The 21,550-nt window shown below is 70.8% G+C and carries 11 protein-coding genes; 10 read left to right on the top strand and 1 reads right to left on the bottom strand.

What is annotated here, in order from left to right:
- The first annotated feature begins 38 nt into the window (after positions 1–38).
- Together ACFVKT_RS23330 and ACFVKT_RS23325 are read left to right on the top strand one after the other, a co-directional pair.
- Positions 39–6,704, top strand: a complete 6,666-nt coding sequence (locus ACFVKT_RS23330; protein ID WP_385734462.1) for a DEAD/DEAH box helicase — start codon at positions 39–41, stop codon at positions 6,702–6,704.
- Positions 6,701–8,971 (top strand): UvrD-helicase domain-containing protein, encoded by a 2,271-nt coding sequence (locus ACFVKT_RS23325; RefSeq protein WP_385734460.1) that lies wholly within the window; start codon positions 6,701–6,703, stop codon positions 8,969–8,971. The genes ACFVKT_RS23330 and ACFVKT_RS23325 overlap by 4 nt, the downstream gene beginning before the upstream one ends.
- 669 nt (positions 8,972–9,640) lie before the next feature.
- Here the strand turns inward: ACFVKT_RS23325 and ACFVKT_RS23320 are convergent.
- Positions 9,641–11,065 (bottom strand): MFS transporter, encoded by a 1,425-nt coding sequence (locus ACFVKT_RS23320; RefSeq protein WP_385734458.1) that lies wholly within the window; start codon positions 11,063–11,065, stop codon positions 9,641–9,643.
- Between the two features lie 275 nt (positions 11,066–11,340).
- Between ACFVKT_RS23320 and ACFVKT_RS23315 the strand changes: the two genes are divergently transcribed.
- From ACFVKT_RS23315 to ACFVKT_RS23280, 8 genes are all read left to right on the top strand, one after another.
- Positions 11,341–11,970, top strand: a complete 630-nt coding sequence (locus tag ACFVKT_RS23315; RefSeq protein WP_385734456.1) for a TetR/AcrR family transcriptional regulator — start codon at positions 11,341–11,343, stop codon at positions 11,968–11,970.
- 796 nt (positions 11,971–12,766) lie between these two features.
- Complete coding sequence (locus ACFVKT_RS23310; protein WP_385734455.1) at positions 12,767–14,782, top strand: hypothetical protein; 2,016 nt, start codon at positions 12,767–12,769, stop codon at positions 14,780–14,782.
- A gap of 100 nt (positions 14,783–14,882) precedes the next feature.
- Positions 14,883–16,499: a GT4 family glycosyltransferase PelF gene (pelF, locus tag ACFVKT_RS23305; protein WP_385734453.1), complete on the top strand. Its 1,617-nt coding sequence runs from the start codon at positions 14,883–14,885 to the stop codon at positions 16,497–16,499.
- The gene (locus ACFVKT_RS23300) at positions 16,496–17,968 is read left to right on the top strand and encodes a hypothetical protein (protein ID WP_385734451.1); all 1,473 of its coding nucleotides are present in this window, start codon (positions 16,496–16,498) and stop codon (positions 17,966–17,968) included. Before pelF ends, ACFVKT_RS23300 begins: the two co-directional genes overlap by 4 nt.
- A gap of 49 nt (positions 17,969–18,017) precedes the next feature.
- Entirely contained in the window at positions 18,018–19,019 is a 1,002-nt protein-coding gene (locus tag ACFVKT_RS23295) for an SDR family NAD(P)-dependent oxidoreductase (protein WP_385734449.1), read from the top strand.
- A gap of 189 nt (positions 19,020–19,208) precedes the next feature.
- Positions 19,209–19,922 (top strand): NDP-sugar synthase, encoded by a 714-nt coding sequence (locus tag ACFVKT_RS23290; protein WP_385734447.1) that lies wholly within the window; start codon positions 19,209–19,211, stop codon positions 19,920–19,922.
- 9 nt (positions 19,923–19,931) lie between these two features.
- Positions 19,932–20,846 (top strand): NAD-dependent epimerase/dehydratase family protein, encoded by a 915-nt coding sequence (locus ACFVKT_RS23285; RefSeq protein ID WP_385734445.1) that lies wholly within the window; start codon positions 19,932–19,934, stop codon positions 20,844–20,846.
- Complete coding sequence (locus ACFVKT_RS23280; protein WP_385734443.1) at positions 20,843–21,538, top strand: spherulation-specific family 4 protein; 696 nt, start codon at positions 20,843–20,845, stop codon at positions 21,536–21,538. The genes ACFVKT_RS23285 and ACFVKT_RS23280 overlap by 4 nt, the downstream gene beginning before the upstream one ends.
- Positions 21,539–21,550 lie beyond the last annotated feature (12 nt).

Raw genomic sequence — 21,550 nt, 5'->3', positions numbered from 1 at the left:
CGAAGCCGTGGAAGACGTCCAGGACAAGGAGCCGTCGGGTGCGCCCCACTCTCGCCGCCGAACAGGTCGGGGACAGCCTCACCCAGTACCTGACCACCACGTTCGCCCTCGCGGACGAGGGTGAACGGCGTGCGCTGGAGGAGTTCCTGCGCGACGAGCAGGACGGTATCTTCCGCGGCCCGTATCTGCGGATCCGTACACCTTTCAAAGCCGCGGGACGTGCCTGGACGCGATCTCTGGAATGGGTGCCCGAAGGCTTCGAGCCCTACCGGCACCAGGCGCAGGCCTGGCAGCGGCTGTCCACCCTGCACGGGCCCGCCCGGCCCACCCTCATCACCACCGGCACCGGATCGGGCAAGACCGAGTCCTTCCTGGTGCCCGTACTCGACCACTGCCGACGCGCACGGGCGGCCGGCCAGGACGGCGTCAAGGCGATCCTGCTGTACCCGATGAACGCCCTCGCCACCGACCAGGCCCAGCGCCTCAACGACCAGCTCAAGGACCCGCGCCTCGCCCAGGTGTCCGCGGCCCTCTACATCGGCGACGAGCCGGCCACCGGTTACTCGCACGTGCACACGGACCGGACGCGCATCCGCGGCGGGCGGCCCGACATCCTCATCACCAACTACAAGATGCTGGACCTGCTCCTCCAGCGCGCCGAGGACCTCCCGCTCTGGCAGGACGAAGCCCTCGCCTACGTCGTCGTCGACGAGTTCCACACCTACGACGGCGCCCAAGGCACGGACGTGGCCATGCTGATGCGACGGCTCGGCGCGGCCACCGGCAAGGCACGTCCGGGCCGCCCGCTCGGCGACGTCTGCCCCGTCGCCACCTCGGCGACCCTCGGCGAAAGTGCCCCGTCCGCGACGAGGGCACCGCACCTCCCGGCTGCCGAGGGCGGCGGCACCATCCTCGACGTGGCGGCCCAGGTCTTCGGCACGCCGTTCGGTCCGGACGCGGTGATCGGCGAGGACCGCATGACCGTCCAACAGTTCGCCGGGAAATCGGACTTCACCCTGCCCTTCCCGGCCCCGCAGGACGTCATAGTCCTAGGCGACCCGCTGCGCGATCCCCACGCCATGGACCGCCTCGTCGACGCCTTCACCCGGCGGCCGGACGAGCGGCGCGACCGCCCGCCGACACCGGTCGAACTGGGCGAGATCCTGCGCACCCACCGGCTCACCGCGGCCGTCCTCGAAATACTCGACGGACGGCCCAAGACCCGCACCGAGATCATGGACGCGCTGCCGCGCTACGCCTACCACTGGGGCATGGCCGTCCAGCAGCAGCCCGAGGAGGCCGCCCAGGCCCTCTCCCGGTTCATCGCCCTCCTCTCCGTCACACAAGGACCGGACAGCACCGAGGAACGGCCGCGCCCCCTGCTGACGGTGGAAGTCCACCAGTGGGTGCGGTCGGTCTCCCGTGTGCTGCGCGGTATCGGCCCGAGGGCGGAGTTCCGCTGGGACGAGGACCGGCCCCGCGAGGAGCAGACAGCGTCCGTCGGCGCGGGCGATGCCGCCGTGGGATCCGCTGCCCTGGACTCGGCCGTCCCCCCGGCCAACATCTTCCTGCCCGCCGTGCACTGCCGGCAGTGCGGCCGCTCGGGCTGGGCCGCCCTCTCCCGAGAACACGACCGGGCCGAACTGGAGATGAACCCGGCCAAGATCCGGCAGGCGTCCCTCACCCGGGACAAGCGTCTGGTGCGTACGCTGATCGCCGCCACGGTCGCCGAGGCCCACCGATCCGCCTTCGACCCGGCGGAGGACACCGGGCGGCGTGGATCCGTCTTCGTCCTCGACGGTGAACAGGGCCGCATCCGGCCCATCGATCCCGACAAGGACTTCGAACGGCCCGACCGGCACGGAGTACGGGCGGCCAAGGGGCTCAGGGACGCCGCGTTCGTCCGCGTCGATCTGATGAACGACCAGACCGCCGCCGACGACCGCTGCCCCAACTGCGCCACCGGCAACGCCATCCGCTTCCTCGGCCGAGGACTCGCCCCCCTGGCAGCCGCCTCCATCACCCAGCTGTTCACCGGCGGCGAGCTGGCTCCCGGGCCGGAGCGGCGCACGCTGTTGTTCAACGACTCCGTGCAGGACGCCGCCCACCGCGCGGGCTTCGTCGCCAGCCGCTCTTACGACTTCTCCCTGCGTGCCCTGCTGGCCGCCCAGCTCGACGAAGAGACGGCGCGGCCGCTCAACGACATCGTGGCGGACTGCCTAGCCGAGGTCGTCGACCGTGACGTCCTCGCCGCCGTCGCACCCCCGGACCTGCACGACATCCACGGTGTGGACCTGCTGCTGTCCGGCGCCAGCAAGGGAAGTCGTGCGACCTGGCAGATGATCGGCGAACGCCTGGCCTTCGCCGCCGTACTCGAGTTCGGCCTGCGCTCCCGGCAGGGCCGCACCCTGGAACTGACCCGCACCGCGGCGGCCGAGGTCGACCTCTCTGACCCTGACCTGGCCACCGACCTCGTCCGGGACCTGTTGCGGCGGACTCCGGCACTGGTGACGCTCCGAGGCGGAGCCGGGCCGGAGGAGGAGCGCTACCTCGGCTATGTCCGTGGCCTCCTGGAGAGGCTGCGCATCCGGGGCGCGGTGCGCCACGGCTGGCTCGATCCCTGGCTCGACGAAGCCGGGGTGCGCCGCTGGCTGGTGTGGGGCGGACGTCCGTCCGGTATGCCCGCCTTCCCGCCCGGCATCTCGGCCCCCGCCTTCCTCCTCGACCGGGCCAAGGACAGAACTCAGTTCGACACTCTCGGTGCGGCGCAGAACTGGTATCAGGACTGGACCAGCCGCTGCCTCGGCCTGCCCCGCGATGCCGCGGCCGAGTTCGTCCGCACGCTCCTGCCACAGCTGGCTGAGGCAGGCATCCTCTGTGTCCGCACGGCCAAGGACGGGGCGACCCGCGTCTACGGTCTCCAGCCCGGTCACGTAAGGGTCCGGGCGCTCGCCGACGACGTGGTGGGCGACGCGTACACGCGGTGTCCGGTGTGCGCCTGGCAGCAGACGGTGCACCCCGATCATCTGGACCACTGGCACCGGCAGCCCTGCCCGCGCTACCAGTGCTCCGGGACCCTTCTGGCCGCAGGATCGGAAGGTGCCGAGCTCGACAGCGGCTCCACGACCCGACTGCGCGACTACACCAAGGACTACTACCGGCGGATGTACCGGGAGACCGGCGCCTACACCGTGGTGACCGCCGAGCACACCGGCGCCCTCACTCGGAAGGAACGGGAGAGCGTCGAGGCGGCCTTCAGGCGCGGCACCCGCTACACCGACCCCAACGTGCTGTCCTGCACGCCCACCCTCGAACTCGGCATCGACATCGGCGCGTTGTCGGCTGTCGTACTCGCCTCCCTGCCCAAGGGACCCGCTAACTACGTGCAGAGGGTCGGCCGCGCCGGTCGTTCCAGCGGCAACGCCTACCTCCTCACCCTCGTCGACCGGGGCCCGCGCGACCTCTACTACCTCCAGGAACCCCGGCAGATGATCGCGGGTGAGATCCACCCGCCGGGCTGCTATCTGTCGGCCGCCGAGATCCTGCGCCGCCAGTACGTGGCCCGTCTCCTCGACCTCGCGGCCCGCGGCACGCTGCGCGGACCCGACGAGGACGGTGCTCCCGAGATTCTCCCGCTGCCGCGCCTGGCCTCCGCGCTGTTCGGTGACACCGGCTGGCTGCGCGACTTTACCGACGCGGCTCTGGTTCGGGGCGAGCGCTCGGTGCAGGAGTTCCTGGACCTCTTCGTGGACCACGACGACGTATCCGCCGTCGACGAGGAGACCGCGGAGGTCCTGCGTTCTTTCGCCACCGAGGGTCTGCGCCCAGCCGTCGAACGAGCGGCCGCCACCTGGGAAGAACGCCTCAGTGATCTCCGTGGCCGCCTCACCGCGATCGACGAGGCCCGCGCCCAGCTCATCGCCGGCGACCCCGAACACGCCCGGCAGGACCGCGAACTGCGCGCCGAGCGCGTCGCCGTCGCCCGCCGGTTCGCCGAGATCGGCCGCGAGAGCGCCCACGGCACCCTGGTCGATCTCGGTCTGCTGCCCAACTACAGCCTGGTCGACGGCGGTACGGAACTGGAGGCGACCCTCACCTGGAGCGAGAAGAACCAGGACGGTGACACCGTCTACGACAGCAGGGTCACCAGCCATGAGCGGGCGGCCCGGCTGGCACTGACGGACTACGCGCCGGGAAACCTCTTCTACTTCAAGGGCTACAAGCACCGCGTCTCCGGTCTGGACGTCGGCAGTGCCGACCGCCCGAAGTGGCTGGTCTGGCGGGTGTGCCCCAGCTGCGGCTATGTCCGTACGCACCGGGCCGAGGACGATACGAGCCCCTGTCCGCGCTGTCGGAGCACCGCCATCGGCGACCGCGGGTGTCTGCACCGGGTCCTGCAGCCCACCAGGGTCACCTCCCGGGACCGGCACGACGACGCCCGGATCAGGGACGACTCGGACGACCGCGAGCGGCTCAGCTACACCGTCGTCACGGCCGTCGACATCGCCACCGAGGACATCGAGTCCGCCTGGCGTCACCAACAGGCCACCTTCGGCTGGGACTTCAGCAGGCGCGCCGCCGTCCGGGCGTTCAACCTCGGCCAGGCTCGCTTCGACGTCCCCGCCACCGACTCCTTCGCGGGCGAGGACATCCGGCTCAACCCCTTCTACGTGTGCACCCAGTGCGGCGGGGCCACGGCGAAGGGACGGCCCGCCCCGGACCAGTCGCCGGACGCCCTGAGCCCGTCCCTCGCACGCCGGCCCGACCGATCCCACCACCGGCCCTGGTGCCCGCGTTTCCGAGGCCGAGGTCGACCGGACGCCGACGTCTCCCTGCTGCTCGCCCACGAACTGCACACCGAGGCCCTGCGCATTCTGCTGCCCGCCGCCACCACCCACGTGGAGGAGCGGCTGTCCTCGTTCAAGGCGCTGCTGAGGGCGGGTATCGCCGAGACCTACGGCGGCAATCCCGATCACCTGGAAGCGGTCGTCGCTTCCATGCCCGACCAGTCGGGCGGCGGCGAGATCCGGCGCCGCTTCCTCGTGATGTACGACACCCTCCCCGGCGGAACCGGCTATCTGCACCGCCTCGCCGACCCGGACACCTTTCGGAACGTACTCGTCGCGGCACGCCACCGCATCGACACCTGTCCCTGCAAGGAGGAAGGCAAGGCGGCCTGTCACCGCTGTCTCCTGAGGCATGTGTCGGGCACTGAGTACGCGCACGTGAGCCGCGCGGCAGCTCTCGGACTGCTGCGTGAAGTCCTCGGCGACACGGTCGAAGGCTGGCAGGTCGCCCCCGTCGCCGCCACCCACGACATCCCCCTGGGACGCCAGGTGGAGAGTGAACTCGAAGCCCGATTCCTGGAAGGTCTCGTCGCCTGGGCTCGCCGTAAGGACACCCAGGCGAGCGTCAGGCACGCCCAGGACCCGTCCGGCACCATCGCCACTGACCTCAGGCTCACCGCCCCCGACGGGCGCACCGTCGTCCACTGGCAGATCAAGCCCCAGGAGGACCTCGGCTGGACCCGGCCGGACTTCGTGGTCCGCAGACTGGACGCCGAACCCCTGCGCGTCGCCGTCTACTTGGACGGCTTCCAGTATCACGCCTCGGCGGACCACAACCGCATCGCCGAAGACGCGGCCCGCCGGGCGCGGCTCCGCGCCGAGGGCTGGGCCGTGTTCCAGCTGACCTGGACCGATCTGTCCCGCTGGGACGGTGACGGTGCCGTGTCCGATCCAAGGGCCTGGGAGCCGTACCAGAACAACGCCATGCGGATAGCGGGCCAGGTCCTTCAGGGCCAGTACGGCGGCGATCCCCGCGAACTGCGCGACACCATCTGGCAGAACCCTGTGGTCACGCTGCTGAAGTTCCTCGCCGACCCCGACCCGCGGCGCTGGCGGCTGCGCACCCAGGCCGCCCTGTCCGGCCTGATCGCGCTGCCGGAAGCGGTACGGACGGCGGTACCGGTCCAGGGCGCCGCCGCCGAGATCAACGGCCACCTGCTCGGTGCGGACGCGGTGGGTGCCGGCGGCCAGGGGCCTGTCCAAGTGGTGCGTGTGGCCGACGCGAGCGGCTGCCCGCTGATCCTCGCGGTCGACATGACCCCCGGTCCCGTGGAGGCGGCCTGGACCGCGCTCGCCGTCCTGGACGACAGCCCGGAAGCTGTCACCAAGGACCCGGCGGCCCACCAGCGCCGCTGGCAAGCATGGCTGTACTGGGGCAACCTCCTGCAGTTCCTCGCCGACGGCGAGGGCGACGCCCGGCAGCTGGCGACCAGCGAACTGGCGCTCTTCGACGCCGCTCAACTCACGGTCGGCGCGGGCATCGGCGGGCGGGGCGCCGGGGAGCAGCCCCGGACGGTCCGGGATCCCGCCTGGGACGAGGTGTTGCCCCTCCTCGACGACGAGGAACCGGCCCTCCTCGACCTCGCTCACCGCCTGGCCGAGGCGGGCGCACCCGCGGGCCGGCCTGGACACGAACTGGGCGACGCGGGTTGGCAGGCAGAACTCGCCTGGCCCGCCGCGAAGGTGGCCGTCGTGCTGGCCGCCCGCGCGGACGACGAGCCCGATTACGAGGCCGTCGACCGGGACCGAGCCTTCGCCGCGGCGGGCTGGGACGCCCGGACCGCCGCCCAGTGGGACTCCGCCGACCTGGCACGCCGCATCACCGGCACGGACCGTACAGGAGCAGACGAACGATGACCACGCCCACCTCCGCCGCACCGACCAAGGTCACGCTGCGCCTGCTGGAGAAGACCGACCGGGAGATCGTCAAGCTCGACCGCGCGATCGTCGGCGCGGTCTACAAGTTCCAGCACGACTTCCGGGCCAACCCCCGCCACCCGGGCCTTCGACTCAAGCAGCTCGAAGGCCACGAACGCCTGTACTCCGCGCGCGTCAACGCCGACTACCGGGCCTTGCTCCTGCACCTGAGCGAGGCCGAGTGGCTGCTGGTCGCGGTCAAACACCGGGGCCATGTGTACGAGAACCTGGACCGTCTCTCGTACGGCATCAACCAGATCACCGGCAGCATCGACTACGTCGACCTGGAGATCGTCGAGTCGGGAGTCCTCCGCAAGGGGCGGCCGCCCGCGGAGCCGGCCGTCCATCAGCAGGCCCCGGTCATGCCCGAGCCTGTGCGGGAGCGTCCGCTGTTCGCGGACGTGACGCCCGACCAGCTGGCCGAGCTCGGTGTGGCGGAACCCCTTATCCCGGTCGTCGGGCGGCTCACGACCGACGAGGAGCTGCTCGGCCTCGTTGAATATGCGCCGCGCCACACCGGTGAGGTGCTGCTGCGGCTGCGCGATGTCCCGTTCGAGCAGGTCCTCGACGAGGTCACACGGCCCGTGCAGGTCAAGGACGTCGACCCCGAGGACTACCAGGCAGCGGTCGAGCGCACCGACACGACGGTCATCACGACCGACAAGGACCTCGAAAGCATCATTGAGGAGGGCGACTTCGGGCGCTGGAAGGTCTTCCTCCATCCGACCCAGAAGCGGCTCGTGACCCGCCGGTACTCCGGTCCGGCCCGAGTCGGGGGCGGTCCGGGCACCGGCAAGACGATCGTCGCCCTTCACCGGGTGAAGCACCTTGTGGACCGGCTAGGCCCCGGCAACAACAAGCCGGTCCTGCTTACCACCTTCAACAAGAACCTGGCGGCGGATCTGCGCGCACGGCTGCTTGCCCTCGGCGGCCCCGAGACGGTGGCGCGCGTGGAGATCGTGCACGTCGACCAACTGGCGACTCGTGTGGTGCGCGAGGCGGACCCCGGCAGTGCCAAGAGCAGGATCGACGACACCCGCGCCCTGAACGAATGGCGGCAGATACTGCTCGAAACCGGTGGGACCAAGTGGGACGCCGAGTTCCTGATGGACGAATGGGCGCAGGTCATCCTCGGTCAGGCGGTCAACTCCCGCGGCAGTTACTTCAAAGCGCGCCGGGCCGGACGGGGTAGGAGCATCACACGCGCGGACCGGGCCGAGATCTGGCAGCTGACGGAGCAGTTCACCCAGCGGCTGGACGAGAAGCATCTGGAGACCCACCGGCAGGTCGCCGAGCGGGCCGCACGCCTGGAGATCGAACGTACGGCCAGGATCGAGGCGGCGGCGCGGGCGAAGGCGGAGCGCGGGGGACTCGGCAACGTGCACGTCGAGTCAGCCACCGGCGCCTGGCAGCGGCACCGTTATCGGCACATCGTCGTGGACGAGGCCCAGGACCTGGCCGCCGCCCACTGGAAGATGCTGCGGGCGATGGTTGCCTCCGGGCCGGACGACATCTTCCTCGTCGGTGACACCCACCAGCGCATCTACGACAACCGTGTCACCCTGGGCAGCCTCGGCGTGCACATCCGCGGCCGCTCCGCCAAGCTCACCCTGAGCTACCGGACCACCCGAGAGATCCTCAAGTCCGCCCTCGGGATGCTGGGCGACGAACACTACGACGACCTGGACGGTGACGAGGAGACCCTGGCGGGCTACCGCTCGGTGCTGTATGGCAGCGAGCCGGTGGTGCGACGTACCGACTCCTCCGAGGACGAACTGGACGCGATCACCGAACAGATCAAGGCGTGGCACGACATCCGTCGCGAGGACATCGCGGTGTGCGTCCCGACCAACGACATGGTGTCCCAGGTGGCGGCTCGGTTGGCGAAGAACGGCATCGTATCCACCGAAATCACGGCCGATGGCCCTCGGGGTGACGAGGGCGTGCACATCGGCACGATGTACCGGTTCAAGGGGCTTGAGTACCAGAGGATGGTCATCGCGGGCGTGCAACGGGGTCTTGTCCCGAGGGCTTCCGTAGAGGCATTGCGCCGCACCGACCCGGCCCGATACCAGGCGGAGTGCAAGCGGGCCCGATCACTGCTCTTCGTCGCCGCGACACGGTCCAGGGACGCGCTCACCATTGTCTGGCACGGCGAGCCCAGCCCACTGGTGGAGAGGCTGGCAGCCACCGCCGCTACCCGATGAGGAGAGTGATCTCATGTGGCTCCTGCATACCGGACGAAGTGCGCAGCCCGCTGCCTCAGGGGACTTCTCGCCCAGGAACTTACGGCTTGCGAGCGGTATGTGATCAGTGAGCAACGACCGTTGTCGTCGCTCCGAGTGCGCCCGGACCAAGGTGAAGGTGCCTTCCTGGGTAGCCATCAAGGTAGCCACGGAAGCTCCCCGTCTGCCCGTGTGCGCTGGTCATAGCGACGCGACTGCTCTCCCCGGCGTACAGCTCGACTCGTCTGCCGCTTGGGCAACGACCAAGCCGTACGGCCTGGTCGTTGCTTTTTTGGGACCCTCTCGCCGCCTTGGCGGCATCCTGGGGTCACGGCCGCAGTCGAATTGGAAGACCTCGCCCTGTCCTACCGGGCCCTGGCAACGCTGCGCCATCAGCAGTTCTGCGCGCCCGCCCTGAGCAGTTAGTGTCCCGAAACCCCAGACAGACCAGCGTCGCTCTTAGCCTTGAAGCAGTAAGTATTTCTGTTCCAGTCAGGTACGGAATCAGGCATTGGTCCGGGATCCGGGAGAGGAGGTGTGACGCTCACTGGCCTCTTCAACCGGCGTTCCCCGGGTCGGACACGGACGTGTTTGCTTTGCCGGCATGCAGCCTCGCTCTATGTCGAACTCCGCCGGCAGCCCCGATCTCTCTCAACTCAACGACCGTTCGGCCGCCCGATTCTCCGCAGCCCCCGCCCCTCCCTCGACCGGAGTGATCCGACCGCCGCGCAGCCGGCCAGCGCTAGCCGCGATCAGCACCGAGACCGCCGAGATCGCCGCGATGACGATGATCACCCAGGTGCCCTGGTGGTACCCGGACAGCATCTCGGCGCGGTTGGTGGTGTCCTCGTCGCCCATCCGCACGGTGACCACGGCGAGGACCACCGCGGCGCCCACCTGGTACCCGGTCTGCAGGATGCCCGCGGCGAGGCCCTGTTCGGCCTCGTCGACGCCGGTGGTGGCCTGGACGTTCGCCGCGGTGAAGGCGAAGGGGAAGCCGATGCCGATCAGCAGCATGCTCGGCAGGATCATCGTCCAGTAGGAGGAGCCCTCGCCTACGCGGAGGAAGAGCAGGAAGGCGACGGCGTACGCCAGCATGCCGAAGAACACGGGCAGGCACAGCCCCGTGCGGCCGAGCCAGTTCCCGGCGCGTGGCGCGAAGATGAGGATCATCAGGCCGATCGGCAGGAACGCGAAGGCCATCTCCAGCGGGGACCAGCCCCGGTAGGTCTGGAGGTAGAGGCTGCCGACGAACTGGTAGCTCATATAGGTGCCGAGGATCGCCGCGGCGATCAGACTGGCGCCCACCAGCGACTTGTTGCGCAGCAGGCCGAGGCGCAGCAGCGGCTGAAGGGTCCGCGATTCGATGAGCGTGAATGCGGCGAGCAGGAGGGCCGCCGACGCGAAGACGCCCAGCGTGGCGCCGGAGAGCCAGCCCTCCGTCGGGGCCTGCACGATGCCGTAGACCAGCAGGAGCATGGCGGCGGTGATGGTGATCGCGCCGGCGGCGTCGTAGTGGCGCTTGCCGCCGTCGTGTGCGGGGTCGTTGGGGACCAGCAGCAGGGCGCCGATCAGGGCCGTGACGGCGACCGGTACGCCGAGCATGAACGTCCAGCGCCAGCTCGCCTCGGTCAGGGCGCCGCCGACGACCACGCCGGTGGAGTACCCGACGGCGCCGCAGGCCGTGTAGATGCCCACGGCCTTGTTGCGCTGCGGTCCCTCGGGGAAGTTGCTGACGATGATCGACAGGGCGGAGGGCGCCGTCAGCGCGGCGCCGATACCCATCACCAGCCTGCCGATGATCACCACGATCCCGCTGGTCGCGAGGCCACCGGCCAGTGAGCCGACGGCGAGCACGGTGAGGCCGGCGATGAACACCCGCCGCTTGCCAAGGAGGTCGGCCATCCGGCCGCCCAGCAGCAGGAAGCCGCCGAAGCCGAGGACGTAGGCGCTCACCACCCATTGCGCGGCGGACGTGCTCATGTCGAAATCGTCCTTGATCTGGGGGGTGGAGATGCCGACCATGATGTTGTCCAGTGCGTCCAGCGAGAACGCACCGCAGACGACTACGAGCATTAACCATTCCCGCAGTCCCCATCGCACCTGGAGCTCCGCCGGGGCGTCGTCCGCGATAGCCATGAGCGAGATCTCCTTCTGGGTTGGGGTGGAGTGCCGTGCCACCCTTGTCCGCCCATGGAGGTGGGAGGCAGGGCGGGCGGGTCGACCGTAGAGTCGGGGCAGGGCGAAGCCGTCGTCCGTTCGCCACCCCTGGGGCAGCGGACAGCACGACTTATGTACTAACCTCTACACAAGAAGCTATCGACCGGCTGATCCGCCGTCAAGGAGGTCAAGTGGCCCGCACCGGACGCCCCCGAGCCTTCGATCGCGACGCGGCTCTGCACACGGCCATGCTGGTCTTCTGGGAGCGTGGTTACGCGACCACCTCGACCACCGACCTGAGCGCCGCCATGGGCATCAACCCTCCCAGCCTGTATGCCGCGTTCAAGAACAAGGAGCATCTGTTCCGGGAGGCCATCGGGCTCTACGAGCGCACCGAGGCCGACGCCTCGCGGCGGGCCATGGACGAGGCGCCCACCGCCCGCGAGGCCGTCGCGGCGCTGCTGCACGAGAGCGTCGACCGGTTCACCACCGAGGGCAAGCCGCGCGGCTGCATGATCGTGCTCACCGCCACCAACCTGACCGCCGACCACGAGTCGGTGCGGGACTTCGCGCTACGGTGCCGTGCTGGCACCAAGACCACCATCAAGACGCGCCTGGACGCCGCGGTGGACTCCGGGGAACTGGCCGAGGGTACGGACACGGACACGATCGCCGCCTTCTACACCACCTTCATCAACGGCCTCTCGCTCCAGGCGCGCGACGGGGCGGATCGCGCGCTGCTGCACGGCCTTGTGGACATGGCGATGTCCGTCTGGAACACCCCGGCCGGTCCTCTCGTCGGCGTCTCGTCCGCGACGTGAGGTAGTACGGCTTCAGCGGGCCTCCGCGTGGGCGAGGATCACCGCCGGGCTGCTGCTGGAGATGCCCGGCAGGAGTGGTGCTCCGCCCCCCCAGTGCCCCAGGAACCCACAGGAGTCGGCCAGTTGGGCCGGCCGTCGGGAGGTTCCCGGCGCCTCCCGCGCCGGGTTCCCCTCACCCACGGCCACCAGGCCCGGCGATGACAGCGGTGCGGGCGCGGTTCCTTGGGGACGGGCCCGGACGGGGTCGATGGTCGGCTCGGTCGTCCGGCGGCAACGGGGTGCCGGCCAGGGCTATTTCATGCCGCGGGCCCGGATGGCGGGATTCGAGAGGGTCTGACGGATGCCCTCCACCTCACCGGGGGCCTCCTGTTTCCGCAGGCGGGAGGTGGAAGGGGCGCCTTCCCTGGGCGGCCGATGGCTCGTCCCGGGCATCCCGCGCAGGGGACGGAACTGGCCGAAGGTCATCCCGTACCGCGCGGGAGGCGGGGTTTTTCTGGTGACCGTCAACTGCCCTCCTCCCGCTGCCAGTTCCTGGGAGTTCGGTGGGGATCACCTGTGCGCGGAGTGAGGGTTTGTGTACACAAGGTTAACAAGCTCAGGGTGGCTGAGAAACTTTTTCGAATTGCCCACGAAACCTCCTCACGCCGTCGGAGGATGTGTGCGGCACGAGCCGGGGGCTGCTCGAGGCCAAGGTTCTTCATTCGCCTCGGCGTTGGTGCGCAACAAGGTTCTTCGCTGTCCTGGTTCGGCTTTTCGTCATGCGGCAATTCATGCCGCAGCCCATGGGGGGCACATCATGCAGGGTCTTTCGCGTAGGGCCGCGGTCTGCGCGGCTTCGCTGTTGCTCACGTTCCTGGCGCCGGTGGCCGGGGCGAGAGCCGACGACACGGAACCGAGAATCGACCTCAGAGTGCTGGTGGTCGATGACGGCGGCGCGGTCACGGCGGCCGTCGCGGCGGAGCTCGACGGGGCGGGGACGCCTTACACCGAAGTGGATTTGAGTGACGCGGGTAGACCGCAGATCGACGCGGCGTTCCTGAGCGACACCGTCGACGGGCGGCCGAGGGCGAAGTACCAGGCCGTGGTGCTGCCGAACGACAACCCCTTCGGGGCAGGCTCGGCGGAGATGGCGGCGCTGGCGTCGTACGAGCAGACCTACGGGATTCGCCAGGTCGACGCCTACACCTTCGCCCAGCCGGCCGTCGGGCTGAACTGGGCCGAGAACCCCGGGTACATGGGGTCGCTGGACGGTGTGACGGCGCAGGTGACCGCCGCCGGTCTCGCGGGACCCTTCGGGTATCTCGACGGTCCGGTGCCGTTCGAGGACAACGCGGCCGATGTGTCGGAGAGTTACGGCTACCTGTCCGTGCCGCTCGCCCAGCAGGCGGAGGGGGCCACGTTCACGAGTTACGTGGAGGCGCCCATTCCCGGCACCGCGGTGAACGGCTCGCTCATCGGGGAGTACGCGCACGACGGCCGCCGGGAACTGGTCGTGACGTTCGTCTACAACGAGGCCCAGCAGCAGTACCGGCTGCTCGCGCGCGGAATCGTGGAGTGGATGACGCAGGGCGTCCATCTCGGCGCGGACCGGAACTACTTCGCGGTGCACGTGGACGACGTCTTCGGCGCCGACGACCGCTGGGACACCGTGCTGAACTGCACCCCCGGAGACGTGGACTGCCCCGAGGGCCAGGGCACGGCGGACCCGATCCGGATGACGGTCGCGGACGCGCAGTACGCGAAGCAGTGGTCGCAGGAGCACGGTCTGACGCTCGACTTCATGTTCAACGGCGCGGGCAGCGAGACCTACAAGGAGGAGAACGGCGGGGCGGACGCGCTGACCGACCAACTGGTCGCGGACAAGGACGCCTTCCGTTGGGTGAACCACACCTACGACCACCCGTTCCTGGGCTGCGTGCAGAACGTGACCGTGGTGCCGTGGGTGTGCTCCACCGACGCGGCCGGGAACGTGCAGTGGGTCAGCCAGGCGGAGATCACCGCGCAGATCGTGGACAACCGGAACTGGGCCGCCACAAAGGGTCTTGACCTCGACAACACGGAGCTCGTCACGGGTGAGCACTCGGGCATGAGGGTGCTTCCGCAGCAGGTCGACGACAACCCGAACCTGGCGCCCGCGCTCGCCGCGACCGGCGTGACCGCGCTGGGCAGCGACAACTCCCGTGACCCGCAGCAGCGTCAGGTCGGCGCGGCGCTGACGGTGCCGCGCTTCCCGATCAACATCTTCTACAACGCGGCCAAGCAGGCGGAGCAGGTCGACGAGTACAACTGGATCTACACCAGCGCCGCCGACGGCGGCAGCGGCATCTGCGACAACTCCACGACGACCACCTGCCTGGACGCTCCGCTGGACACCGCGACCGGCTACACCTCGTACCTCGTGCCGACCGAGAGCCGGATCGCGCTCGGCCACGCGCTGTCGAACAACCCGCGCCCGCACTACATCCACCAGTCGAACCTGGCCGAGGAGCGGATCGCGTACCCGGTCCTGGAGAAGGTGCTGAGCGACTACGCGGGCCTCTTCGCCGACAACACCCCTTTGGTCAACCAGGGGATGAGCGAGACGAGCGCCGAACTGGCGAACCGGGCCGCCTGGGACGCCGCCGTCGACGGCGGACAGGTCACCGCCTACCGGATCGGGAACGCCGTCACCATCAGCGCGCCCAGCGGGGTGCAGGCCCCGGTGACGCTGCCCGCCGGTACGGACGGCTTCGGCAGCCCGTACGCCGGAGCGAGGTCGGGATGGACCGCCGACGGCTCACTGGAGGCGGCGGCAGCGGCGACGGCCGGTTAGCCGCACGCCACGCCCCGGCGGCATCGGCCGCCGGGGCCCGACCGCGCCCCTGACCACGGCCGCGGCCTGAACCAACCGTTCCTTGGGGGGAATGAGACGCATGTCCACGCGAGAGATCCTGCACGCCGTGCCACCACCGGGCACGGGCGACCGGGCGGTGGTGACACTGCTCACCGAAGGAACGTATCCGCACCAGCACGGCGGGGTGAGCGTGTGGTGCGACCAGTTGGTACGGGGGATGCCCGAGGTCGGCTTCCAGGTCGTCGCGATCACCGGGACCGGCCAGGAGTCGCTCGCCTGGGAACTGCCCCCGAACGTCGGCGGACTGGTCTCCGTCCCGCTGTGGGGACCCGTTCCGGAGGGACGCGCGCCCCGGGGCAGGCGGCTGCGCCGCTTCCTCGGTACCTACGAGCGGTTCCTGCTCTCGCTCCTGGAGCCCGGCTCGCCGACGGCCGGAGCGGACTTCGCCGACGGCCTGTACGCCCTCGCCGCGCGGGCCCGCAAGGGGGAGCTGTCGGCGGCCATGCGCACCGAGGAGGCGCTGCGGACCCTGACCGCGGTGTGGAACCGGCCGCACATACCCGTGGCCGCGGCCCGGCCGACCCTGCATGACGCGCTGACCGCCACCGAACTCCTCGAACACGCGCTGCGGCCGCTCGCGGTCACGCCGCCGGAGGGCGGAGTCGCGCACGCCGTCAGTGGGGGACTGGCCGCGCTGCCGGGCCTGATGGCCCATCAACTGTACGGAACGCCACTGCTGTTGACCGAGCACGGCGTCTACCTCCGCGAGCGCTACCTCGGCTACCGCACCGGCGGTTACCGCTGGCCCGTGAAGTCCCTGCTCCTCGGCTTCTTCCGGCAACTGGCCCGCGAGACCTACGCCCGCGCGGCGCTCGTCACCCCCGGCAACCGCTACAACCGGCGCTGGGAGGAGCACGGCGGCACAGCTCCCGACCGCATACGCACCGTCTACAACGGAGTCGACCCCGGCGCCTTCCCGCCCGCCGGTCCCGAACCCGAACTTCCCACCCTCACCTGGGCGGGACGCGTCGACCCGATCAAGGACCTGGAGACGCTGATCCGCGCCTTCGTCCTCGTACGCGAGGAGTTGCCGCAGGCGCGGCTGCGGATGTTCGGCGGCACACCGCGCGGCGGAGAGGCCTACCGGGAGCGCTGCGAGGCCCTCGCCGCGGAGTTGGGGGCCGGTGACGCGGTGGTCTTCGAGGGCCGGGTGGAGGACATCCGCGACGCGTACGCGGCGGGCAACGTCGTGATGCTGTCCAGCATCAGCGAGGGCTTCCCCTTCACCCTCATCGAGGCCATGTCCTGCGGCCGGGCCACCGTCTCCACCGACGTGGGCGGGGTGCACGAGGCGGTCGGCGACACCGGCCTCGTCGTGCCGCCCCGCGAACCGCGGGAGATGGCGCGCGCGGCACTGGAACTGCTGCGCGACCCGGCACGCCGCGCCCGGATGGGCGAGGCCGCCCGGCTGAGGGTGATCGAGCAGTTCACCCTCCGCCAGACCATCGACACCTTCCGCGGAATCTACGGCGAACTCGCCACGGGTGCCGCCACCGAGCAGGAGCGGTACGCCGAGGAGTACGCCAACGCACCCCTCGGTGGGCGCGAGCGGCAGCCGGAGTTCGCTGGACACGGCGTACGGCAGCAGGAGTTCGCGGGACACGGCGCAGGGCATCAGGCAGGTGAGGTGGGGTGAGCGGGCCCCTGCGGTTGCTGCCGGGGGACGGTGGCATCGATCAGGAGCGTGCCGAGGTACGGCGGTTTCCGGCGGGGTGGCCGGGCAACTCGGCGGCCGGGCACGGCGGTTCGGGGCGTAAGGAGGGCCGGGCCGGTTCGGCCGGGGCCCGTGACGCCGACGCGCTGCCCGCTCTCGGGCCGCGTTCGGTCCGGCGCCGTCGGCCTTCCTGGGCCGAGGACCCCTTCGACGAGCTCGCCGAACGGCTGGCGGACGTGTGCGGCGCGGCCGTGCACCCCGACGAGATCGCCGCCGTACTGGAGTCGGACGGCCTGACGCAGGAGCAGATCACCGGCCGCTACGGACGACGGGACCTCTTCGAGGTTGCCGAGGAGCTGTACGAGCGGGTGCCGCGGCGCTTCCCCGACCCGGAACCGCCGCCCGACCCGTGGCGTACCAGCCCCTGGCGGTGCGTACTGCGCGGGGCGGTCTTCGGACTCCCCGGGCTGGCCTACGTGTTGGGCGCCGGGCTTCTCGCGAGCGGTACGGGCACGATCGCCGGGCTGGCCGCCTCGGCGCTGGTCGCCTGGGCGTGGAACCAGGGCGTGGCCCACCGCGCCTACGTACGGCTCGCGGCGGGCGGCCGTCGCGCCGCCGCGCGCACCCTGCGTGCTGGGGCCCCGGTCGGGGCACTGGGCGCGGTGTCGGCCGGGCTGCTGCTGTCGGGGCCCGGCACCATGGCCGCGTTCGCCGCCGGGCAGGCGCTCTACCTCGCCGCTGGCACCGTGCTCCTGGTGCTCGGCCGCGAACGGGATCTGCTGCTCGCGCTCACCCCGACCGTCGCCGGAGCGGCCTCCCTGCTCCTGTGGCACCCCGGCCCACTGGCCGTCGCCGCGCTGCTCCTTGTCACCGTCGCGGCGGCGGTGCTGCTGGCGGCCCGCGAGATCGTCAGGTCGCTGCGTACGGAGAGCACGGACGCCCCGGGCAGCGGGCCGCCGCTCGCCGCCTCCCTTCCGTACGGGCTGTTCGGCCTCGCGGCGGGGTCGTTGACGCTGATGGCCGCGTCGGCCGACGGCGCCGCCGTGGTCGTACTCACCCTGAGCATGGGCGTCGCCGAGTGGCTGCTCTACCGCTACCGGAGCCTGGGCCTTGCCGCACTCCGGCACAGCACCACGCCCAGGGGCTTCCAACTCCGCGCCGGGCGGGCGCTGTTGCTGTGTCTCGCCGGATACCTGGCACTGCTGGCCACACCCGCCGTGATCCGCGGGGACTCGCCCGGACCGCTGCTGGCGCTGGGAGCCGTCCTGTGGACCGCTCTGCTGCTCCAGGCCTTCGGCACGGCCTGGCCACCCGCCGCCGTCTGTCTGGCCGCCGCCGCGGGCGCGGCCCTGGGCCCCGCCGCCGTCCGCCCGCTCGTCTGCGGCTGTGCCGCCGCCGCGCTGGTGATCGTCTCGTACACCCTGCTCGGCCGGGCCACGGCCCACCGCTGACAACACCTCAATCATCCGCATCACCCCCCACATCAGAGGAGACAGACCCGTGACCGAATCCGGACCCGTAGCCGTCACCGGAGCGGAGGGCTTCATCGGCTCGCACCTGGTCGAGGCGCTCGTCGCCGCCGGGCACCGGGTGCGCGCGATGGCCCAGTACAACTCCTTCTCCTCCTACGGCTGGCTGGAGACCCTGCCGCAGGAGGTGATGGACAGTGTCGAGGTCGTCCTCGGCGACGTACGCGACCCCGGCTCGGTGGACCGGCTGCTGACCGGCACGGAGGCCGTCTACCACCTGGCCGCGCTGATCGCGATCCCGTACTCCTACCAGGCCCCGCACAGTTACGTGGACACCAACGTCACCGGCACCCTCAACGTCCTGGAGACGGTCCGCAGGCTCGACATCCCGCGCCTGGTGCACACCTCCACCAGTGAGACGTACGGCACGGCCCGGACGGTGCCGATCACCGAGGACCATCCGATCAACACCCAGTCCCCGTACGCGGCTTCGAAGGCGGGCGGTGACCGGCTGGCCGACAGCTACCACGCGAGCTTCGGCACCCAGGTGGTCACCCTGCGGCCGTTCAACACCTTCGGGCCGCGCCAGTCCATGCGGGCGGTGATCCCGACCGTGATCGGGCAGGTCGCGGCCGGGGAACGGACCATCACCCTGGGCGATCTGCGGCCCACCCGGGACTTCACCTTCGCCAAGGACACCGCCCAGGCGTTCCTCGCGGTGGGCACCGCGCCCGCCGAGGCCGTCGTGGGCAGGACGTTCAACGCCGGTACGGGCGGTGAGATCTCGGTCGGTGACCTGGTCACCCTGATCGGCAAGCTGATGGCAGCCGACCTGGAGGTCCGCGAGGACGCGCAGCGCATCCGCCCCGCCGGATCGGAGGTGATGCGGCTGGTCTGCGACGCCTCCCGGCTGCGCGCCGCCACCGGCTGGGCGCCTGCCCACTGCCTCGAAGAGGGTCTGGAGGCGACCATCGACTTCTTCCGCGACCCGGCGAACCTCGCCCGCTACAAGACGAACGTCTACAACATCTGACGACTCATCAGGTCGAGGGTGGCGGCGCCGTCTTCAACATTCCGACGGCTCCTCGTCTCCAAGACCCACCGAGTCCTTGAAGCCAGACCCACCGAGTCCTTGAACCAAGACCTACCGAGTCCCTGAACCCAGGAAATCGGCGACACCGAATCGGCGACACCTGACGACAGTCGGAAGGAAACCCCCACGATGCATGCAGTCATCCTGGCCGGAGGCAAAGGCGTACGGTTGCGGCCCTACACGACCGCCCTGCCCAAGCCGCTCGTACCCATCGGCGACCAGCACGCGATCCTGGAGATCGTGATGCGGCAGCTCGCCGGCGCCGGCTTCACCACCTGCACCATCGCCATCGGGCACCTGGGCCACATCATCCGGGCCTACGTCGGCAACGGCTCCCAGTGGGGCCTGCGCGTCGGCTACGCCACCGAGGACAGCCCGCTGGGCACCATGGGCCCGCTGCTGACCATGCTCGACCGGCTGCCCGAGCACTTCCTCGTCATGAACGGCGACATCCTCACCGACCTCGACTTCGGCGCCGTACTGCGCAGTCACGAGGAATCCGAGTCGCCGCTGACCATCGCCACCTACGCGCGTACGGTCGCCATCGACTTCGGCGTGCTCACCACCGAAGCCGGCAAGGTCGTCGGCTTCGCCGAGAAGCCGAGCATGGACTACCGGGTTTCCATGGGCGTCTACGGACTCTCCCGCTCCACCCTCAACGGCTACACCCCCGGTCTGCCGCTCGGCTTCGACGAACTGGTCCTCGACCTGCTCAAGGCCGAAACCCCGCCCGCGGCCTACGAGTTCGACGGCTACTGGCTCGACATTGGGCGCCCGGACGACTACGACAGGGCCAACGCGGAGTTCACCACGCGCCGCCCCGCCCTGCTCAAGGGAGTGTGACCCGGCATCATGCGCATCCTCGTCCTGGGCTCCACCGGATTCCTGGGCGGTCACATCGCCGGGCAGCTGCGCACCCTCCCGGGTGTGCGGGTGCTCGGCGGCGGCCGCACGGCGGACCCCGGTCTGCCCGTGAACCTCCCCGTCGACCTCGCGGCCATCTCCGTCGCCGGACTCGCCCGGTCCCTGCGGGCCCTCGCCCCGGACGCGGTCGTCAACTGCGCGGGCGCCGTCAGCGGCGACCCCGTACGGATGGCCGAGACCAACGCCCGCGGACCCGCCGTACTGTGCGAGGCGCTGCGCGAGGCTGCCCCCGGCGCCAGGCTCGTCCACCTGGGGTCGGCCGCCGAGTACGGGCCGACGCCCGCCGGCGAGATCCTCACCGAGAGCTCTCCGGTCAGCCCGCAGGGCACCTATGGGGCGACCAAGCTGGCCGGCACGTACGCGGTGACCGAAGCGGGCCGGACCGGCCTGGACACCGTCGTCCTGCGGGTGTTCAACCCGGTCGGCCCCGGCTCGCCCGCCGCCAGCCTGCCCGGACGGCTCGCCGACGAACTGCGGCGCGCACTGCCCCACGGGACGGTCACCGTCGGCGACCTCTCGGCCTACCGCGACTTCGTCGACGCACGGGACGTGGCGCGGGCCGCCGTGCTCGCGACGACCACCCCCGGCCCCCTGCCCGCCGTCCTCAACATCGCCAGCGGCACGGCCACCCGCGCCCGGGACCTCGCCGAGGAACTGGCGCGGACCGCCGGATACCGCGGCCCGATCGAGGAACGCGGCGCCGGATCGCAGCGCTCCTCGGCCGTGTCCTGGCAGCGGGCCGACGTGAGCGCGGCCGCGGACGCCCTCGACTGGCGGCCCGAACTGACCCTGGCCGACTCGCTCGCCGGCCTGTGGGCCGGCCACACCAGGGTCCCGGCGTGACCGACGCGGCGACGGACCCCGCCCGCGGCCGGCTGCTCGTCCCGCTCTACGTCCACCCGGCCGTGGACCCGGCCGCCTGGCGCGCCCTGATCCACGCCGGACCACAGCTCTACGGCGTCGTCCTCAACGTCGCCGACGGACCCGGCGACACACCAGACCCTGCCTTCGTCACGGCCGCCGCCCAACTGCGGGAGGCGGGCGTGCGGGTGCTCGGATACGTGGACACGGCCTACGGCGAGCGGTCGGTCCGCGCGGTCGTCGGCGACCTGCGCAGGCACCGCCGCTGGTACGACACCGACGGCGCCTTCCTTGACCGCACGTCTTCCGGCGGCGAGGCGGTGCGCCACTACCGTCGGCTGACGCGGGCGGCACGTCTCTGCGGGGCCGGCACCGTCGTCCTCAACCCGGGCGTCCACCCGGCCCCGGGCTACGCCGAGTTCGCCGACCTGCTGGTCACCTTCGAGGGCACCTGGAAGACGTACCGCCACACCGATTTCACCGTGCCCGCCTGGACCGGCGCCCATCCGCCCGACCGGTTCTGCCACCTGGTGCACGGTGTCCCGGACGGGCTCTGCGGGCTCGCGGCGCGCACCGCCCGGATGCGCGGAGCGGCCGTGTACTGCGCCGTCCCCGGCAGTGGCGCGAACCCGTGGAGCGGGCTGCCGCCGACCGTGGAGAGGGAGGCCTCTTGAGGCACGCGGCAC

It is taken from the genome of Streptomyces sp. NPDC127595, from assembly GCF_042671685.1.
Classification (GTDB): Bacteria; Actinomycetota; Actinomycetes; order Streptomycetales; family Streptomycetaceae; genus Streptomyces.
This window is presented reverse-complemented; position numbering and strand designations above follow the sequence as displayed.

Excerpts from the sequence above, each read along its gene's own strand:
- ACFVKT_RS23285 (WP_385734445.1), top strand. The coding sequence starts at position 19,932 with ATGCGCATCCTCGTCCTGGGCTCCACCGGATTCCTGGGCGGTCACATC.
- ACFVKT_RS23310 (WP_385734455.1), top strand. The coding sequence starts at position 12,767 with ATGCAGGGTCTTTCGCGTAGGGCCGCGGTCTGCGCGGCTTCGCTGTTG.
- ACFVKT_RS23325 (WP_385734460.1), top strand. The coding sequence starts at position 6,701 with ATGACCACGCCCACCTCCGCCGCACCGACCAAGGTCACGCTGCGCCTG.
- pelF (WP_385734453.1), top strand. The coding sequence starts at position 14,883 with ATGTCCACGCGAGAGATCCTGCACGCCGTGCCACCACCGGGCACGGGC.
- ACFVKT_RS23320 (WP_385734458.1), bottom strand. The coding sequence starts at position 11,065 with ATGCTCGTAGTCGTCTGCGGTGCGTTCTCGCTGGACGCACTGGACAAC.
- ACFVKT_RS23290 (WP_385734447.1), top strand. The coding sequence starts at position 19,209 with ATGCATGCAGTCATCCTGGCCGGAGGCAAAGGCGTACGGTTGCGGCCC.